The organism is Hydrogenophaga defluvii, from assembly GCF_042665235.1.
Taxonomy (GTDB): Bacteria; Pseudomonadota; Gammaproteobacteria; order Burkholderiales; family Burkholderiaceae_C; genus Hydrogenophaga; species Hydrogenophaga defluvii_A.
Genome location: NZ_JBHTBZ010000004.1, coordinates 60908 through 77094, shown reverse-complemented (window position 1 = coordinate 77094; position 16187 = coordinate 60908). Strand labels below are relative to the sequence as shown.

Here is a 16187-nt window from a genome sequence, read left to right as displayed (position 1 = left end):
CAGCCAACACGCTTATCACAAATCCTTTGCCGTCCGACGAAGGGCATGCGGGCGATCACTGGCCGCGTTCGGGCTGCAGCAGTGCCTGCCAGCCAGCCACACCCAATTCACGCAGCCGCTGCTGGTTGCGCTCGACGATGGTGTCGGCGTCGTCGCCCGATTCGGCGGCCCGCTCCACGCTGTCTTCGCGCAGCAGGTGCAGCGTCGGGTAAGGCGCGCGGTTGGTGTTGTTGGTCACGTCATCGGGCGCGGTGCCCTCAAACTGAAAGGCGGGGTGAAACGGCGCCACCTGGATGACGCCTTCCAATTCGTGTTCGGCCACCACGTCATCGACCACGTTGAGGAAATCGTTGAAAACCTCGAAGTCGGGGAACAACGTGGGATGCACCAGCAGCGTGGTGTCGATCTGCTCGGCCGGCGTGTCGCGCAGCAACAGCAACTCCCGGTCCAGCTCGTCCAGAAACGCATCCAGGTGCCGCGCGTGGCTGACCACGATGCGCACCTGGTTCTTCACGTACACCGCCTTGGCGAACGGGCACAGGTTGAGCCCGATCACCGCCTTTTCGATCCAGCGGCGTGTGTCCGCCAACACCTGTTCGTCTGATTCCATCAACCCCTCCGGAGCGAAATGTCTGATCCCAGGATGCCACGGAGCCGGCTCTGCCGGTCCGTCGGCATCGCCCCCTTGAGGGGGTGACGCGCCCCTAGGCGCGGCGCGGGGGAGGGCTTATTTCAGCGCCTTGTAGCGGAAGCGCTTGGGCTTGGCGCCCTCTTCGCCCAGGCGCTTCTTCTTGTCGGCTTCGTACTCTTGGTAGTTGCCGTTGAAGAACACCCACTGGCTGTCGCCTTCGGCGGCCAGGATGTGGGTGGCGATGCGGTCGAGGAACCAGCGGTCGTGGCTGATGACCAGGGCACAGCCGGCGAATTCCAGCAGCGCGTCTTCCAGCGCGCGCAGGGTTTCGACGTCGAGGTCGTTGGAGGGTTCGTCCAGCAGCAGCACGTTGCCGCCTTCGGCCAGGGTCTTGGCCAGGTGCAGGCGCCCGCGCTCACCGCCCGAGAGGCTGCCCACACGCTTTTGCTGGTCACCACCGGAGAAGTTGAACCGACCGCAGTAAGCGCGGCTGGGCATCTGGAACTTGCCCACGGTGATCATGTCCAGCCCACCGGAAATGTCTTCCCACACGGTCTTGTCGCCCGCCAGGCCGTCGCGGCTCTGATCCACCACAGCCATCTTCACCGTCTGGCCGATCTTCACCTCGCCGCTGTCCGGCTGTTCCTTGCGGGAAATCAGCTTGAACAGCGTGGACTTGCCGGCACCGTTGGGGCCGATGATGCCGACGATGGCACCTGCCGGAATGGTGAAGCTGAGGTTGTCGATCAACACGCGGTCGCCAAAACTCTTGGAGACGTTCTTGAACTCGATCACCTCGTTGCCCAGGCGCTCGGCCACGGGGATGAAGATTTCGTTGGTCTCGTTGCGCTTCTGGTATTCAACGTCGCTCAGTTCCTCAAAGCGGGCCAGACGCGCCTTGCTCTTGGCCTGACGGCCCTTGGCGTTTTTGCGCACCCATTCCAGCTCCTGCTTCAAGGCCTTGGTGCGGGCGTCTTCGGTGCGTTGTTCCTGCTCCAGGCGGGCTTCTTTTTGCTCCAGCCAGGTGGAGTAGTTGCCCTTGTACGGAATGCCCTGACCGCGGTCGAGTTCGAGAATCCACTCGGCCGCGTTGTCCAGGAAGTAGCGGTCGTGGGTGATGGCCACCACGGTGCCAGGGAAACGCTGCAGGAAATGCTCCAGCCACTCCACCGATTCGGCGTCCAAGTGGTTGGTGGGTTCGTCGAGCAGCAGCATGTCGGGTTTGGACAGCAGCATGCAGCACAAGGCCACGCGGCGTTTTTCACCGCCGGAGAGCAGGCCAATCTTGGCCTCCCAGGGCGGCAGGCGCAACGCATCGGCGGCAATTTCCAGCTGGTGCTCGCTGTCGGTGCCGGCGGTGGCGATGATGGCCTCCAGCTGCGCCTGTTCGGCGGCCAGGGCGTCGAAGTCGGCGTCTTCTTCGGCGTAGGCGGCGTACACCTCTTCCAGGCGCTTTTGCGCAGCGCGCACGCCGCTCATGCTGTTTTCCACCGCTTCACGCACGGTCTGCTCGGGCTCCAGTTGTGGCTCCTGCGGCAGGTAGCCAATGCGGATGCCCGGCATGGGAATGGCTTCGCCCTCGATTTCCTTGTCCAGACCGGCCATGATCTTGAGCAGGGTGGATTTGCCCGAACCGTTGGTGCCCAGCACGCCGATCTTGGCGCCGGGGAAGAAGGACAAGGAGATGTCCTTGAGGATCTGGCGTTTGGGCGGCACGATCTTGCCGACCCGGTTCATGGAAAAGACGTATTGGGCCATGGGGTTCGCTGGAAAAAAGGGGCCACGCTCGCGCGGCAAACAACCGGTGATTATCGCAGGCAGGACGTTTGCAACACGTTCAAGGTCCCGGATCTGGCACCGGTGGCGGGGGCTCAGCCCCCAGCAACAGCGCGCGCACTGGGTCGGGCAGCCAGCTGCGCGTCAGCCATTCGGGCGCGGGCAGCGCCCATTCGGCTTGCCCCGCCACCATGTGCAACCCACGCAGCCAGCGGTGCATCGCCACGCGGCCCATTTGTACGCCCCGGTCACCCTCGGGTGTGTTGAAGCGCATTCGGCACTGGTCGGCGCCGAAGGTGGCGGTCAACCCGGTGCACAGCAGGTGCTCGCCCTCCAGCGAGCCACTGCTGGTGTCCAGCCCCATCTTGATGGGCAAGACCTGCTCGCCCGGCATCAGCTCATTCATGGCCAATTCGTGCTCCAGCGCCACACGCACGGCCGCCGATGCGCCACCCTGGCCGCCGGGCGCGGTTGACTCGAAAGACTGCAGCATGGGCCCCAACAAATGCGACACCATGCGGCGTGTGAACCACAGGCGGGGCGAGCCGTCGTCGAACGACATCCAGAGCCTGTCCTCTGCTCTGTCGTAGCCAAATGTGGTGCTGGTCATGTGCCTGTCCCTGTGCATGTGCGTATTCGTGAGACAATACACCTTGTCGGTCATCTCAGTTGGACCGGCACCGGCACCCTGCCGGGGCGCACACCACCAGCCCAAACCGCTCGCGTGATGGCGCCAGACCCTGAATCCATCTGCCCCGACTGAACAGGCACCACCCCGTGGCACCTGATGCGGCCGATGACCCAGCGCCCTGGATGGGCGCCTCTTAAATGAACTTTGACGAACTGAACCTGGCCCCGGCCATTCTTGAAGCCGTGCGCGAGCAAGGCTACGAAACCCCCACCCCCATTCAGGCACAGGCCATTCCCGCCGTGCTCGCTGGCCACGACCTGCTCGCTGGCGCCCAGACCGGCACCGGCAAAACCGCCGCCTTCACCCTGCCCCTGCTGCAACGCCTCAGCGTCGGCGCGAAGGCCAAGAACCGCTTCGGCGGCGTGGGCATCCGTTCCCTGGTGCTGACCCCCACCCGCGAACTCGCCGCCCAAGTCGAGGAATCGGTGCGCGTCTACGGCAAAAACCTCTCGCTGACCTCCACCGTCGTCTTCGGTGGCGTGGGCATGAACCCGCAGATCAACGCCATGAAACGTGGCGTGGACATCCTGGTGGCCACGCCGGGCCGCCTGCTCGACCTGCAAGGCCAGGGTTTCCTGGACCTGTCCACCGTGGAAATCCTGGTACTGGACGAAGCCGACCGCATGCTGGACATGGGCTTCATCCACGACGTGAAAAAAATCCTGGCCCTGGTGCCCAAGGACAAACAAAGCCTGCTGTTCTCGGCCACCTTCAGCGACGAGATCCGCGACCTGGCCAGCAACCTGCTCAAAGACCCGCAGCACATCCAGGTGACACCGCGCAACACCACCGTGCAGCGCATCACCCAGGTCATCCACCCCGTGGGTCGCGGCAAGAAAAAGGCGCTGCTGGCGCACATCATCAACCAGCACAACTGGAGCCAGGTGCTGGTGTTCACCCGCACCAAGTTCGGCGCCAACAACGTGGCCGAATTCCTCACCAAAAACGGCATCAAGGCCATGGCCTTGCACGGCAACAAGAGCCAGGGCGCCCGCACCCAGGCGCTGGCCGAGTTCAAGAGCGGCGACCTGCGCGCCCTGGTGGCCACCGACATCGCGGCCCGTGGCATCGACATCGATGAGCTGCCGCACGTCGTCAACTACGAAATCCCCAACGTCTGCGAAGACTACGTGCACCGCATCGGCCGCACCGGCCGCGCGGGCAACAGCGGTGAAGCCGTCAACCTCGTGAGCCTGGACGAAGAAGGTTTCATGATGGCGATCGAGAAGTTCACCAAGCAACAAATCCCGGTCCAGATCTTCCAGGAGTTCATGCCCGAAGAAGGCGAGAAGGCCGAGCCCATCGCCATGGGCCGCCAGACCATCTGGGGTGGCGCCGGCAAGCCGCCGAGCCGCGAGGTGATGGCCGCCGCCGCCAAGGCCGCACGCACCGAGATGCTGCAGCGCGTGCGCGAAAAGAAAACCGCTGAAGGCGGCAACGCCGGCGGTGGCCGTGGTGGCAACGGCGGTGGCCGTGGCCGCCCCGCACAGGGCGCCCGCAACGACGGCCCGCGTTCCGAAGCCCGTGGCGATCAGCCGCCGCGTGGTCCGCGTCCCGAAGGCCAAGGCCCGCGTGGCCCACGTTTTGACGGTCAGCCGCCGCGCGGCCCGCGTGGCGACCAGCAGCCGCGCCGCCATGCCGGCGAAGGCCGTGCCCACGGTGGTGGCAACGGTGGCCAGCCCGACCCGCTGCGCACCGGCATCGACGCCCTGGGCGAACGCGGCCGTGGCCGTGGCCGCCCCGGTGGTGGTGGTGGCCGTCCTGGCGGCGGTGGTGGTCGCTCGGGTGGTGGTGGTCAGGGTGGCATCGATCCGCTGCGCACCCGTTTTGGTCACATCAAGTGAACAGCCACTGAGCAAGAAACAAAGCGCCTTCGGGCGCTTTTTTCATGGGCGTCTTCGGAGGTTTCGGCGCGCCGCGCTACATTGCGCCCATGCCTCAGCCCACCGATCCCAATGGCACCCCACGCTGGGCCACACTCACCGTGGCCAGTTGCAACGTGCTCAACCTGGCCCAACCGGGCCGTGCGTTTTATGCCGGCCAAGACCCCTACAGCGAAGCCGAACACGGCCGCAAGCTGGACTGGCTGGGTGACCGTTTCAAGGCGCTGAACGCCGACGTGTTGGCCGTGCAGGAAGTGTGGGACGAGGTGGCCCTGCGCGGCGCCATCGCCCGCAGTGGCCTGCGCTACACCCATGTGAGCGTGCCGGGCGCCGAGAACGGCCCCGGCCAGCACGGCGCCCAGGGCACCCCCCGTGTGGGCCTGGCCACGCGGCTCAAGGTCGAGTCCGTGACCTCCATCACCGACTTCCCCGCCCAGGCCGCGCTGGACGTGCCCGGCCTGGGCCGCCACGCCCGCTTTGAGCGCCCCCCGCTGCTGGCCACGCTGGAGATGAAACACGGCCAGCGTGTGCACGTGTTGACCGCCCACCTCAAATCCAAACGGCCCAAGTTTTTGCAGGACGGCCAAGGCCGCCCGCTGGAAGACCCCGACGACCCCAACGTGGCGGCCGTGGCCAGCGTGCGCTCGCTCCTGATGCGTGCGGCCGAGTCGCTGGCCTTGCGTCTCAAGGCGGTCGAGCTGCTCCACCGCACGCACACCCCTCTGATTTTGATGGGCGACCTGAACGACGGCCCCCACAGCGTGACCACCCAGCTCATTGCCGCCACCACCAGCGCCGCCTACGACAAAGGCGCACGCGACACCGCGCTCTACAACGCCTGGGACGTGCAAGTGGGTGCCGCACTGCGCCGCGATGTGGCGTATTCGCACATCCACCTGGGCTTCCCGGAAGTGCTGGACCAGGTGCTGGTGAGCGAGGAATTTGTGGCCGGCCAGCGCCACAGTCTGGGCGACGTGTTGCGGCTGGACGTTTTCAACGACCACCTGCACGAAGGCCGTGACCGCAGCCGGAGCGACCACGGTTTTGTGCGCGCCGTGTTGCGTGTCCGATTGCCCGACAGCCACACTGCGCCCTAACATCCACACCATGAACAACACGATTTCTTTTGGCCTGCAAGGCCGCGTCGCCATCGTCACCGGTGGCGCCCAGGGCATTGGTGAAGCCTGCGTGCGCCGCCTGCACTGCGAAGGCGCCCACCCCATCGTCGTGGACATCGACGACACCCATGGCCAGGCACTGGCGGCCGAACTGGGCCTGACTTACCTGCGCTGCGATGTGGGCGACAAGGCCCAGGTCGACGCCACCGTGGCCGCCGTGGTTCAAACCCACGGGCACGTCGACATCCTGGTCAACAACGCCGGCATCTTCAAGGCAGCCGATTTTCTGCAAGTCAGCGAGGCCGACTTCGACGCCGTGTTGCGTGTCAACCTCAAAGGTGCCTTCCTGATGGGCCAGGCGGTGGCCCGTGTGATGGCCGCCGCCGGGCGCGGCAGCATTGTCAACATGAGCTCGGTCAACGGAACGCTGGCCATCCCCACCATCGCCAGCTACAACGTGAGCAAAGGCGGCATCAACCAGCTCACACGCGTCATGGCGCTGGCCCTGGCCGAACAGGGGGTGCGTGTGAACGCCGTGGCGCCCGGCACCATTGCCACCGAGCTGGCCGCTCAGGCGGTGCTCACCAGCGAGCAAGCCAAGCAAAAAATCATGAGCCGCACACCCATGAAACGCTTGGGCACACCCGCCGAAATCGCAGACGTGGTGTGCTGGCTGGCCAGCGATGCGGCCAGCTACGTGACGGGCGAAATTGTGGTGGCCGATGGCGGCCGCATGACGCTGAACTACACCGTCTGAGCCCTGCGCACCGGCGCTTCGCGTATCGGCAGGTGCAGCAGCGCCGCACCCACGGCCAGCACAATGTCCACGTACCAGACCCAGTCGTAGCTGCCCGTGAACTGGAACACCTGGCCACCCAGCCAGGCGCCCAGGAAGCCGCCCACCTGGTGCGACACCATGACCACTCCAAACAACATGGCCATGTTGCCGGTGCCAAAAAACTTGGCCACCAGCCCGGCGGTGGGTGGCACGGTGGACAGGAAACTCAAGCCCATCACCGCCGCAAACACCAGCACCACGGCTTCCGTCTTCGGCGCCAACACAAACAACAGCACCGCCACCGCCCGCGTGGCATAGACGAGTGACAACAGCGACTTCATGCGCCAGCGGCCCACGGCCCAGCCCATGGCCAGGCTGCCAATGATGTTGAACAGCCCGATCACCCCCAACGCCCACGCGCCCACTGCGGCGGGCAGGCCACAAGCGGCCACCACGCCGGGCATGTGGGTGGCCAGGAAAGCGACGTGGAAACCACAGACAAAAAAACCCGCCATCAGCAAGCGGTAGCTGGGCTCGGCCCAGGCGCGTGACAGCGCCTCGCGGACTGGCAACGGCGCCTGAGCCGGAGTGGCTTGCGCCGCACCCGCTGGCGACCCACGCAACACCCACGCGGCCGGCAAGGCCAGCAACACCAGCACACCCAACACCTGCAAAGCGTTGGCCCAGCCCAGGGCCGCCGTGAGGGCAGCGGCAATGGGCGCCATCAGAAACTGGCCGAACGAGCCCCCCGCGTTGACCACACCGGTGGCCAGGCCACGCCGCTCGGGCGGGATGAGCCGGGTGGTGGCCGCCATCAGCACCGAGGGGCCGGCCATGCCCGCACCGCCCGCCGCCAGCACGCCGATGGCGAAGATGAGCCCGCCCGTGCTGGTCATCAGCGGTGTGAGCACCGTGCCCAGGGCCACCAGCAGGATGCCCGCAAACAACACCCAACCGGCGCCCAGTCGATCGGCCAGGGCACCCGCAAAAGGTTGGGTCAGGCCCCACCACAGCTGCCCAAACGCAAACGCCAGGCTGATGCTGGCCAGGCCCAGGCCCGTGGCTGTGTTCAGGGGCGACAGGAAAAAGCCCATGGTCTGGCGTGTGCCCATGGTCAGGGCAAAGGTGCCGGCGGCGGCCAGCAACACCCACCACCACACGCGCGCTGCGGGTTTATTCATCCGAGGTCTCCGGATCAAAGGCAGCCAGCGCCTGATCGAGCAGGCCATGCAGCTCGGCCACCATGGCCGGCCCCAGCAGCCCATTGAGTTCGAGTTGCGCGTTTTTCCAGTGCCGCTGCGCGGTCTGGCGCAGCTCGCGCCCGGACTCGGTCAAGGTCAGCAGGCGGCTGCGGGCGTTCACACCCTCACCCACCACCACCCAGCCTGCCGCCACCAGCGGCTGCAGGTTGCGGGTGAGCGTTGAGGCGTCCAGCGTCATGCGCCGCGCCAGTTCGCCCGGCGTCAACGGCCCCAGCTTGGCGATGTGGTTGAGCAGGGAGTACTGCGTGGTCTTGAGGCCGGCCAACGCCAGGTGGTGGTCGTAGTGCTGCGACACGCGGCGCGTGAGCTGGCGCAGCTTGAAGTTGGTGCAGCCCAAAGGGGGTGACGAGGTGGCCATGATTCGATTGTAGCTACAACCATTGCATATACAATTTAATTTCAACCACGTTGGCAAGGACACCACATGCGCACACCGGAACAGTTCAACCAGATGGCCGCGCCCCACTTGCCCGGGCACCTGGGCCTGGTCATCACCCACATCGGCCAGGGCGAGGTGCGTGCCGAGATGAGCGCCGGCCCCTTGTTGATGGCGCCCAATGGCTACCTGCACGCGGGCAGCATCGTCACCCTGGCCGACACATCGGCCGGCTGTGGCTGCATGGCCCACCTGCCCGAGGGCGCCACCGGCTTCACCACCATCGAACTCAAGTCCAACCACCTGGGCACCACCCGCGACGGCACGGTGGACTGCACCGCCAAGGCAACCCACCTGGGCAAAACCACCCAGGTGTGGGACGCGGTGGTGACCCATCGCGAGAGTGGCCGCACGCTGGCCTTGTTCCGCTGCACCCAGATGGTGCTGTACCCCAAGTGAATTCCTGGAGACGACATGAACCACGAACACATCCTGGCCGAATGGATGGCCCAGTACGAGGCAGCCAAAACCCGCATGACCCAAGGCGCGGGCGCCGGCCTGGCGCAGCCACATGAGCTGATGGGCAAAACCGGCCTGCAGCAAATGCAAGCCCTGCTCGACGGCCATGCGCCCTACCCCCACATCGCCGACACCATGGACTTCACCCTGGTGGAGGTGGGCGAAGGCCGCGCGGTGTTCCAGGGCACACCGCAGCTCAAGCACTACAACCCGCTGGGCAGCGTGCACGGCGGCTGGTACGCCACGCTGCTCGACTCGGCCGTGGGCTGCGCGGTGCACACCACCATGCCGGTGGGCAAGGCCTACACCACGGCCGAACTCAGCGTGAACATCGTGCGCGCGGCGTCGCACAAGAGCGGCCCCCTGCGCGCCATTGGCACCGTGGTGCACAGCGGCCGCCAGCTGGCCACGGCCGAAGGCCGCATCGTGGGCGCCGACGGCAAGCTCTACGCCCATGCCACCACCACCTGCCTGGTGTTTGATTTCCCGGCAAAATAAGGCCCACCCCCGCGCTGCGCCTGGCGGCGCGTCACCCCCTCAAGGGGGCGACACCAGCAGACCGGCAAAGCCGGCTCTGCGGTGTCTCCCGGTTGGACCCGAATTTTCCACAACGACCCTATGCAATTCCTCCACACCATGCTGCGCGTCGGCAACCTGCAGCGCTCCATCGACTTCTACACCCAGGTGCTGGGCATGCAACTGCTGCGCACCTCCGAAAACCCCGAGTACAAGTACTCGCTGGCCTTCCTCGGCTTTGAGGGCGGCAACCCTGGCCAGGCCGAAATCGAGCTGACCTACAACTGGGGCGTCGAGTCCTACGACCTGGGCACGGCCTACGGTCACATCGCCCTGGGTGTGCCCGACGCCTACGCGGCCTGCGAGAAGATCAAGGCCGCTGGCGGCAACGTCACCCGCGAGGCCGGCCCAGTCAAAGGCGGCAGCACGGTCATCGCGTTTGTCACGGACCCGGATGGCTACAAGATCGAATTAATACAAACAAAATCAATAACTTACGGTGACGGACGCCATTCGGACGCCAAAACACCGATCCACTGCGCAGCGCGTAGCAGATAAGCAACGCAAGAATCTGAATGGAATGCTTCCGTATCGACGAGAGTGGCTACACGGGGTTCGATTTGCTGAACCCGGAACAGCGCTTTCAAGGGGCCACGGCCATCGCGATCAGCGATGAGGAAGCCGCGCGCCTGATCCGTGAGCATTTCCCCAAGCTACAGGCACCTGAACTCAAGTACCATTCGCTCGCGCGCCGGCCCGCCTATCACCGACCGCTCCTAGAGTTGCAGCGCGTCGTGCTGGCCCAGCACAAGTGCGTGACCTACGTCTGCGACAAGCGCTACCTGTTGTTGCTGATGTTCTTGGACTACGCCGTCGAGCACCTCGCGCCAAAACTTACCTCTCAACCACGATGCCTTCCGCGCGCGCTCTGCCAAGGACATCGAGAAGAATCGCACACTGCTTTTCGGTGGGAAGCTTCGCGGGGATCTGCATGGCTATCCTGAGAACTCCGACCTCTTTCGGCGTGAGAAGCTCCTTTTCGATCAGCGCCCGATGAAGACGAGCCCACTCACCCGCGGGAACAGCCAGCACATGCCGCTGAGCCTCGATGCCGTTGTCGACCTTCTGGGTCTGCTTGGCAGATCTGACCTCCGCCGCCTGATCGCCAACCGACTGAAGCTGATCGTAGAACTCGGGTTGGAGCAGCTTCTCGACATCTTCAATACGCGTCTGAATCCGCGTCCAACAGGCCTCCCTCTTGCACCATTCGGAGATATTCGAGATACCAGCCGGCGGCCTGATGATGTCCTCGTTCACGACTCTGGACACGACCGCAATGGAGCTTTCAAGCACGGCGTTGACGCCTTGTGCATTCCATATACCCGGGAAGTCCACGCGCGCCTTCCTTCGCTTCGCAAGTTCGCTGAGCATGGACAGCGTGTAGGCCACTATGTTGGCCCGGTATCCGAGGCCGCAACCGGGTTGTCTCCTGACGCGGCCGCGGCCTCGGCCGCCGCTTTCTGTTCCTCGGCAAGGCCCAGCTTCTCGTCCCCGCGCGAGGCCACGCGGTCCTTGTTCAGCCGCCAGGCGGAGCCTTGCCGATCACCGACAACGCGGGACTGGCCGTTCAACCTATGCGGCTTGCGGTCTCCAGTACCCGGCGAGATCAGCAGCACATCGCCGACTGCATGCTGGTCGGCGAGAGTGCGCAGATAGGCGACGATATCCGCCTTGCGATCGGCGAACTGGCTGTCCGCCTGAAAGGCGATCAGGAAGTCCTCGATCCGCTCGGTGTCGACGTCGCGGAAGATCACTCCCTTGCCTGTGTCCATCGGGTCACGGCCGCCGAAGCCTTCACGCCAGGATCGCTCAATCAGGGCGAAGTTCGTCTCATTCACGTCGCTGTCGGTGGAGACGATGTAGCTCACCAAGCCCTCCAGGCCCTGCAAAGAGGTCGATTATTGGAACTGGCATGCTGTACCTTATTGATTTTCAATTCGTGCAAGAAGCTGTTCAACGAGGTCACTGACCTCGCGCTGACGCAGCGCCCTCGCCTCCCGCTGATCCGACTCATCACTCTCGCCAATCTCGAATTTGGCTGTTGCTATGGGGCCGTCCTTGCGATAGCCCTCGACATCACCGGCCCGCGCGAAGCGCGATTGCAAAATGTTGAGAGCAGCTTTCACTACGTCACGGTGCTTGCCTTCAAGTGATTGGCGAAACGCCTCGGCCACTGCTGCCGCACCTTCAGGGGCATGCTCCAGGCAATAGATCAGGTCGTGCGCGTCCTTGCGCTCGAAGCGCTGGTCGAACGCGAAGGACTTCAAACAGGTGAAGCTGACGAGGTTGGCGTGCTTGATCGTCTCGGTAGCCACGCCATTGCCGCCCAGCAACTCGGCCTGGATTTCGGTCACCTGATACAGGTCGAAGACGATCGACGAGTGCGGGATGTTGAGCGCCGAGATCGTGCCTTCGGTCGGCAGCGGCTGAACCTTGCCGCCAGCAATGTCGGGCGCATCGGCCAACAGCTCCAGCACCATCAGCGCACCGTGCTCGGTACGGGTCTGCCAGCGCCATGAGAGCTTCTTCCCGGCTGCGTTTTCGGCACGTTCGAAGCCCATCCGCTTGAGGTTGTCCTCCAGCGTGTGGTACGCATCTGTATCGGCCAGGATCTGTAGGTCGATGACGATGTCCACATCCAGGGTACCAGCATGCGCGGGCACGACCGGCGGCCGTGCCGGGACAAGATATCGCGGCGTGAGCCCGCCGACCAGATAGACCGAGTCCTTCCAGGGCCCCAACCCGCGCAGCAGAGTCACCAAGACGCGCTCGCAGTCCACCGTGTACTGGTCACTGTACCCATCGAGCGTTGCAGGTTTGGCCATCAGAAGCCGATCCTTTCTTTGCGGAAGTGCTCGGCCATCTCCTTCGATCGGCCTTCGCCGCGAATCAGGTCGAGGTAGATCTGGATCGGACTGGCCAGCCACAATCCATCCAGGCGCTCGCGGAATAGCAGTTCGCCTGCCGACTTGGTCTCGATCACAGCCAGATTGGCCCCTTCGTTGACCAAGCGCGCACCCAGGTCGCTCAGTGCAGAGTCAGTGCCCTGCCCGGACAACAACCGCAGGCGCACCTGGGACACGCTGGACAGGAAGGGTGCGAGCCGCTGCGCCGCAGCTTCATGGCTGATGGCGTATTCGACGCCTCGCCCTTCCAGAGCCGCGGCAACCTGCACTGGCAACGTGCCCGGCTTGGTTGCCGGCACGTAATACCTGCGCAGCGCAGGTGCGCGATCAGCTTTCACCTGCTTGACCCAGGCATCGAGCAGGGCGGCAGGTTCGCGGAGATGGCGCTCTTTGCTCGGCCCTTGTCCTCTTGCTTCGAGCCAGTCGAAGCGTTCAAGCTCGGTCAGCACTTGAGATGTGGTGGCCGGAGACACCTGCGCAAACTGTGCCAGCTCGGTGACACCGAACCATGTCTGGCGATGAACAAGCAGCGCATGCAACACCTGGGCGCGTCGGCCAGAAAACAGAGAGCGGATCGACTTGACCAGCGTCTTGGGTGGAGGCTTGTCGATGTAGAGATAGATGCCTGGCGCGGGCAGGTAGAGGCTTCCACCACTGTCGTAGTAGCCCACGCCCTCGCTCTTAAGGAGTTCCTTGGCGCCGGGCGAGATCGACTCCGCCGCAATCATTGACACGACCTCGCCTGGATGGTTGCCTGCCCACGCGCGGCTGGCATCCCGGATCTGCCAGATCACTTGGCGCACATCGCGGGGGTAGACCGCCTTCTTGGCTTCGACCAGCACGGCCAGCGACTTCCCAGCCACGTGCAGATCGACCGCAGCATCCAGGCCCCGATCAGATCGTCCGCCTGAAAGCTCCCCACGCACCACATCCGCATGGACGTCGGGTAGCTCGCGCAACGCATCCACGAGGCGCGAGACCAACTGGTGTTCGGTCATGGTCAGCTCAAGCATGCTTTTGGGCGGTTTACTGCACAGTGAATTTCCGCACTCTATCGAATTTTCCAGAAAATAGCAATATTTACTGTTCAGCAAAGATGCAAGTTCACTGACGTCTCGGCGTCCCGCCGCCGGGCTCACGGGCTGCGCCCCGGGCTTCGTGCCGAATCCCGGCCATCCGGCTTTGATCCCTGACGTCTCCGCGGCCTGGCCGCTGCGCGCTCCGCTTGCCGGGGCTGTTGTGGTGTGCGGGGGTGGCGGTCTTGCTGTGCCCTTTCAACCTACCACGCCGTTCTCGCCGTCAAGGGCTGCGCGTGCCTTGCACGCTGGCGTCCTGGCGGCCGTCTCTGGCTGCGCCTCCGACCCCTGACCGCTTGCGCTGCGGCGTGGGTGGCCGGTTCCGGGCAATCCCGCCCGATTCCGAACCGGAGCCGATCATGTCGCAGCAGTCTTCCCTGTCGTTCACGTCTTCCATCTATTCCTCCCTGCTCGTTCGCGATGTCGCGGGCAGCTACCGTCCGGCCGAGCCGGCTGAGGTGCTGCAGGCCGCACTGCGGGTTCTGGAAGGCCAGTTGCGCGGCACCGAGATGCTGTCGTCGCCGCAGGCGGTGCGAGACTTCCTGCGCATCAAGCTGGGCACGCTGGAGCACGAGGTCTTCGCGGTGATCCACCTGGACGCGCAACACCGGGTCATCGAGTACGTGGAGATGTTTCGCGGCACCGTAACCCAGACATCGGTCTATCCGCGCGAGGTGGTCAAGGAAGCCATGGCACACAACACGGCGGCCATCGTCCTGGTCCACAACCACCCGTCGGGTGTGGCCGAGCCCTCGCGGGCTGATGAGCATCTGACCCAGACCCTCAAGAGCGCGCTGTCGCTGGTGGACGTTCGGGTCATCGATCACCTGATCGTGGCCGGACCGACGATTCTTTCCTTCGCCGAGCGCGGGCTGATCTGAGCCCGCGCAACCGGGAACCGCAAGGTCTCCCGGTTTTTTGTTTCCTGCCCAACAGCGTGCCGCCGCACAGTGGCACGAGCACTTCATGACATCAAGGCCGGAGGCGGTGGAGCTTCCTCCATCGGCCCCACGCGGACATCCGCATTGAGCCAGCTACTCTGGAGAACGCCTGACTGGGTTGAAGACGCGATGCATCCGAACGAGGATCGAACGCTGTTCCCGTTACCCCGATTTGACGCGGTGTCTCGGAGAGCGAATGCACGTCGTCAACCCATTCCCCAGTTCCATGAACCACCAAGGCATCAGTGAAATATCCTTTGAAGAAACCTACAGCGTGCCGCCCGAACAGACGGCCCGGGCGCTGTTTTCCAGGCTCCCGCATGGAAGCGACTATGCGCAGAGGCTGATCGAATGCCTGGCGACCGGATATCTGGTCGCCGTGGTGGAGTCCATCTGCATCCGCGAGATGCAGCGGCACGTGGATGCTGACTCGGATGTCGTGGTGGGCCGGACGATCGAGCTGGAGCACAAGGGGCCGATCCCGCCCGGATCGACCCTGAAGCTGCGAGGATGGGTTGAACGCCTGGGGCAGCGAAGCGCAAATTTCTGAATTCAAGCGGCTCTGTTGCACAAACCCGAATCGGGACGGGTTGACCCCAGCCCCGGACGCAGCTACGCCATGGTGGTCACAAATACCGTTGTCGGGCGGCCCAGTTGCGTGAAGCGGTTGAGCAAGGCCACACGCACATGCAGTTCCACCACCTGGCGCTCAAATGTACGTGCCATCACCCGCTCACCCAGGCGTTTGAGACAGTGCATTTTGGTTTCGACCAAGCTGCGCCGGCGATAGCCGCTCCACCTTTTCCAGATGGCCCGTCCCAACCGGCCACAGGCGTTGAGCGCTTCGTTGCGCGAGGCCGCCCCCACCAGGGTCGCCCTCCACGGCCGGGCGTTCTTGCGCGGCGGAATCACCGCTTGTGCCCCTCTCTGTGCAATCACCGCGTGGCACGCCTTGGTGTCATAGGCGCCGTCGCCGCTGACACTGGCCAACGCTTCATCGGCGGGTATCTGACCCAGCAGTTCGGGCAACATCGGCGCGTCTCCCACACTATTTTCTGTCACTTCGATGGCTCGAATCTCCAGCGTGTGCGCGTCGATGCCCAGATGCACCTTGCGCCACTGGCGCCGGTATTCAGTCCCGTGTTTCTTGCGCTTCCATTCGCCTTCGCCCAGTAACTTGATGCCGGTGCTGTCCACCAGCAGGTCCAGCGCCGTGGTGCTGGACCGATAGGGCAATTGCACCCGCAGTGTCTTCTGGCGCCAGCACACGGTACTAAAGTCCGGCATCTTCCAATCCAGGCAGGCCAAGCGCAGCAAGCTTTCGACCAAGCCCAGGCTTTGGCGCAGGGCCAAGCCAAACAGGCATTTGACGCTCAGGCAAAACTGGATGGCAGCGTCAGAGAAGACCCGCTGTCGACCCCTGCGACCATTGGCACGGGCGTACCACTGCATGTCTTTGTCCAACCAAATCGTCAGCGACCCCCGCGCCTTGAGCGCGGCGTTGTACGTTGCTCAGTTGGTGGTCTTGTAGCGACCTTTGGCTCCCTTGGCTTCACTCATGCGCGCAGCCTATCAGGTCGCAAGTGCGGGTTTGTGCAACAAAGCCTGCTGGGACGGCAAACGCCCAAGCTGGGCGGCAAAGGCACCCCATTTC

17 protein-coding genes and 1 pseudogene are annotated in these 16187 nt (G+C 64.4%); 8 read left to right on the top strand and 10 right to left on the bottom strand.

All coding sequences use genetic code 11. The features are described from left to right. Nucleotides 1-55: 55 nt before the first annotated feature. The 3 genes from ACFQU0_RS00955 to ACFQU0_RS00945 form a co-directional block, all read right to left on the bottom strand. Complete coding sequence (locus ACFQU0_RS00955) at nucleotides 56-610, bottom strand: DUF1415 domain-containing protein (RefSeq protein ID WP_382197982.1); 555 nt, start codon at nucleotides 608-610, stop codon at nucleotides 56-58. Between the two features lie 117 nt (nucleotides 611-727). After that, on the bottom strand, nucleotides 728-2389 hold the full coding sequence (gene ettA, locus ACFQU0_RS00950; protein WP_382197981.1) for an energy-dependent translational throttle protein EttA: 1662 nt from the start codon (nucleotides 2387-2389) through the stop codon (nucleotides 728-730). Between the two features lie 79 nt (nucleotides 2390-2468). Next, nucleotides 2469-3017, bottom strand: a complete 549-nt coding sequence (locus ACFQU0_RS00945) for a hypothetical protein (RefSeq protein WP_382197979.1) — start codon at nucleotides 3015-3017, stop codon at nucleotides 2469-2471. Between the two features lie 218 nt (nucleotides 3018-3235). Here ACFQU0_RS00945 and ACFQU0_RS00940 point away from each other — a divergent pair, with 218 nt between their 5' ends. The 3 genes from ACFQU0_RS00940 to ACFQU0_RS00930 all read left to right on the top strand — a co-directional run bounded on the left by ACFQU0_RS00940 (nucleotide 3236) and on the right by ACFQU0_RS00930 (nucleotide 6856). Beyond that, nucleotides 3236-4942, top strand: coding sequence for a DEAD/DEAH box helicase (locus ACFQU0_RS00940; protein WP_382197977.1), 1707 nt, complete (start codon nucleotides 3236-3238; stop codon nucleotides 4940-4942). An 89-nt stretch (nucleotides 4943-5031) separates the two neighbouring features. Then, nucleotides 5032-6078 (top strand): endonuclease/exonuclease/phosphatase family protein, encoded by a 1047-nt coding sequence (locus ACFQU0_RS00935; protein ID WP_382197975.1) that lies wholly within the window; start codon nucleotides 5032-5034, stop codon nucleotides 6076-6078. A 10-nt stretch (nucleotides 6079-6088) separates the two neighbouring features. Then, complete coding sequence (locus ACFQU0_RS00930) at nucleotides 6089-6856, top strand: SDR family NAD(P)-dependent oxidoreductase (protein WP_382197973.1); 768 nt, start codon at nucleotides 6089-6091, stop codon at nucleotides 6854-6856. On the opposite strand, the gene ACFQU0_RS00925 is transcribed toward ACFQU0_RS00930, so the two are convergent. Beyond that, on the bottom strand, nucleotides 6844-8058 hold the full coding sequence (locus ACFQU0_RS00925) for an MFS transporter (protein WP_382197971.1): 1215 nt from the start codon (nucleotides 8056-8058) through the stop codon (nucleotides 6844-6846). The two genes, ACFQU0_RS00930 and ACFQU0_RS00925, sit on opposite strands and share 13 nt — an antisense overlap. Continuing rightward, entirely contained in the window at nucleotides 8051-8497 is a 447-nt protein-coding gene (locus tag ACFQU0_RS00920) for a MarR family winged helix-turn-helix transcriptional regulator (RefSeq protein WP_382197969.1), read from the bottom strand. Before ACFQU0_RS00920 ends, ACFQU0_RS00925 begins: the two co-directional genes overlap by 8 nt. A gap of 66 nt (nucleotides 8498-8563) precedes the next feature. Between ACFQU0_RS00920 and ACFQU0_RS00915 the strand changes: the two genes are divergently transcribed. The 3 genes from ACFQU0_RS00915 (at nucleotide 8564) to gloA (ending at nucleotide 10108) form a co-directional block, all read left to right on the top strand. Next, nucleotides 8564-8974: a PaaI family thioesterase gene (locus ACFQU0_RS00915; RefSeq protein ID WP_382197968.1), complete on the top strand. Its 411-nt coding sequence runs from the start codon at nucleotides 8564-8566 to the stop codon at nucleotides 8972-8974. A 15-nt stretch (nucleotides 8975-8989) separates the two neighbouring features. Then, complete coding sequence (locus ACFQU0_RS00910; protein ID WP_382197966.1) at nucleotides 8990-9532, top strand: PaaI family thioesterase; 543 nt, start codon at nucleotides 8990-8992, stop codon at nucleotides 9530-9532. A gap of 120 nt (nucleotides 9533-9652) precedes the next feature. Next, nucleotides 9653-10108 (top strand): lactoylglutathione lyase, encoded by a 456-nt coding sequence (gloA, locus tag ACFQU0_RS00905; RefSeq protein ID WP_382197964.1) that lies wholly within the window; start codon nucleotides 9653-9655, stop codon nucleotides 10106-10108. A 336-nt stretch (nucleotides 10109-10444) separates the two neighbouring features. Here gloA and ACFQU0_RS00900 read toward each other — a convergent pair whose 3' ends face one another. From ACFQU0_RS00900 to ACFQU0_RS00885, 4 genes are read right to left on the bottom strand one after another with little or no spacing between them, the layout of a single operon-like run. Beyond that, entirely contained in the window at nucleotides 10445-10981 is a 537-nt protein-coding gene (locus tag ACFQU0_RS00900) for a hypothetical protein (protein ID WP_382197963.1), read from the bottom strand. Nucleotides 10982-10998: 17 nt separating this feature from the next. Continuing rightward, the gene (locus ACFQU0_RS00895) at nucleotides 10999-11478 is read right to left on the bottom strand and encodes a hypothetical protein (RefSeq protein ID WP_382197961.1); all 480 of its coding nucleotides are present in this window, start codon (nucleotides 11476-11478) and stop codon (nucleotides 10999-11001) included. A gap of 54 nt (nucleotides 11479-11532) precedes the next feature. Next, entirely contained in the window at nucleotides 11533-12435 is a 903-nt protein-coding gene (locus tag ACFQU0_RS00890) for an antitoxin (RefSeq protein ID WP_382197959.1), read from the bottom strand. Further along, nucleotides 12435-13514: a hypothetical protein gene (locus tag ACFQU0_RS00885; protein WP_382197957.1), complete on the bottom strand. Its 1080-nt coding sequence runs from the start codon at nucleotides 13512-13514 to the stop codon at nucleotides 12435-12437. Before ACFQU0_RS00885 ends, ACFQU0_RS00890 begins: the two co-directional genes overlap by 1 nt. A gap of 437 nt (nucleotides 13515-13951) precedes the next feature. Between ACFQU0_RS00885 and radC the strand changes: the two genes are divergently transcribed. After that, the gene (gene radC, locus ACFQU0_RS00880) at nucleotides 13952-14473 is read left to right on the top strand and encodes a RadC family protein (protein WP_382197956.1); all 522 of its coding nucleotides are present in this window, start codon (nucleotides 13952-13954) and stop codon (nucleotides 14471-14473) included. Nucleotides 14474-14759: 286 nt separating this feature from the next. Next, entirely contained in the window at nucleotides 14760-15083 is a 324-nt protein-coding gene (locus tag ACFQU0_RS00875; RefSeq protein ID WP_382197954.1) for a thioesterase family protein, read from the top strand. 62 nt (nucleotides 15084-15145) lie between these two features. Here ACFQU0_RS00875 and ACFQU0_RS00870 read toward each other — a convergent pair. Next, nucleotides 15146-16093, bottom strand: a pseudogene (locus ACFQU0_RS00870) (IS5 family transposase). Nucleotides 16094-16187 lie beyond the last annotated feature (94 nt).

Coding starts and splice junctions, on each gene's coding strand:
- ACFQU0_RS00910 (WP_382197966.1), top strand. CDS start 8,990: ATGAACCACGAACACATCCTGGCCGAATGGATGGCCCAGTACGAGGCA.
- ACFQU0_RS00940 (WP_382197977.1), top strand. CDS start 3,236: ATGAACTTTGACGAACTGAACCTGGCCCCGGCCATTCTTGAAGCCGTG.
- ACFQU0_RS00890 (WP_382197959.1), bottom strand. CDS start 12,435: ATGGCCAAACCTGCAACGCTCGATGGGTACAGTGACCAGTACACGGTG.
- ettA (WP_382197981.1), bottom strand. CDS start 2,389: ATGGCCCAATACGTCTTTTCCATGAACCGGGTCGGCAAGATCGTGCCG.
- radC (WP_382197956.1), top strand. CDS start 13,952: ATGTCGCAGCAGTCTTCCCTGTCGTTCACGTCTTCCATCTATTCCTCC.
- ACFQU0_RS00920 (WP_382197969.1), bottom strand. CDS start 8,497: ATGGCCACCTCGTCACCCCCTTTGGGCTGCACCAACTTCAAGCTGCGC.
- ACFQU0_RS00875 (WP_382197954.1), top strand. CDS start 14,760: ATGAACCACCAAGGCATCAGTGAAATATCCTTTGAAGAAACCTACAGC.
- ACFQU0_RS00925 (WP_382197971.1), bottom strand. CDS start 8,058: ATGAATAAACCCGCAGCGCGCGTGTGGTGGTGGGTGTTGCTGGCCGCC.
- ACFQU0_RS00915 (WP_382197968.1), top strand. CDS start 8,564: ATGCGCACACCGGAACAGTTCAACCAGATGGCCGCGCCCCACTTGCCC.
- ACFQU0_RS00945 (WP_382197979.1), bottom strand. CDS start 3,017: ATGACCAGCACCACATTTGGCTACGACAGAGCAGAGGACAGGCTCTGG.
- ACFQU0_RS00900 (WP_382197963.1), bottom strand. CDS start 10,981: ATGCTCAGCGAACTTGCGAAGCGAAGGAAGGCGCGCGTGGACTTCCCG.
- ACFQU0_RS00955 (WP_382197982.1), bottom strand. CDS start 610: ATGGAATCAGACGAACAGGTGTTGGCGGACACACGCCGCTGGATCGAA.
- ACFQU0_RS00935 (WP_382197975.1), top strand. CDS start 5,032: ATGCCTCAGCCCACCGATCCCAATGGCACCCCACGCTGGGCCACACTC.
- gloA (WP_382197964.1), top strand. CDS start 9,653: ATGCAATTCCTCCACACCATGCTGCGCGTCGGCAACCTGCAGCGCTCC.
- ACFQU0_RS00885 (WP_382197957.1), bottom strand. CDS start 13,514: ATGACCGAACACCAGTTGGTCTCGCGCCTCGTGGATGCGTTGCGCGAG.
- ACFQU0_RS00930 (WP_382197973.1), top strand. CDS start 6,089: ATGAACAACACGATTTCTTTTGGCCTGCAAGGCCGCGTCGCCATCGTC.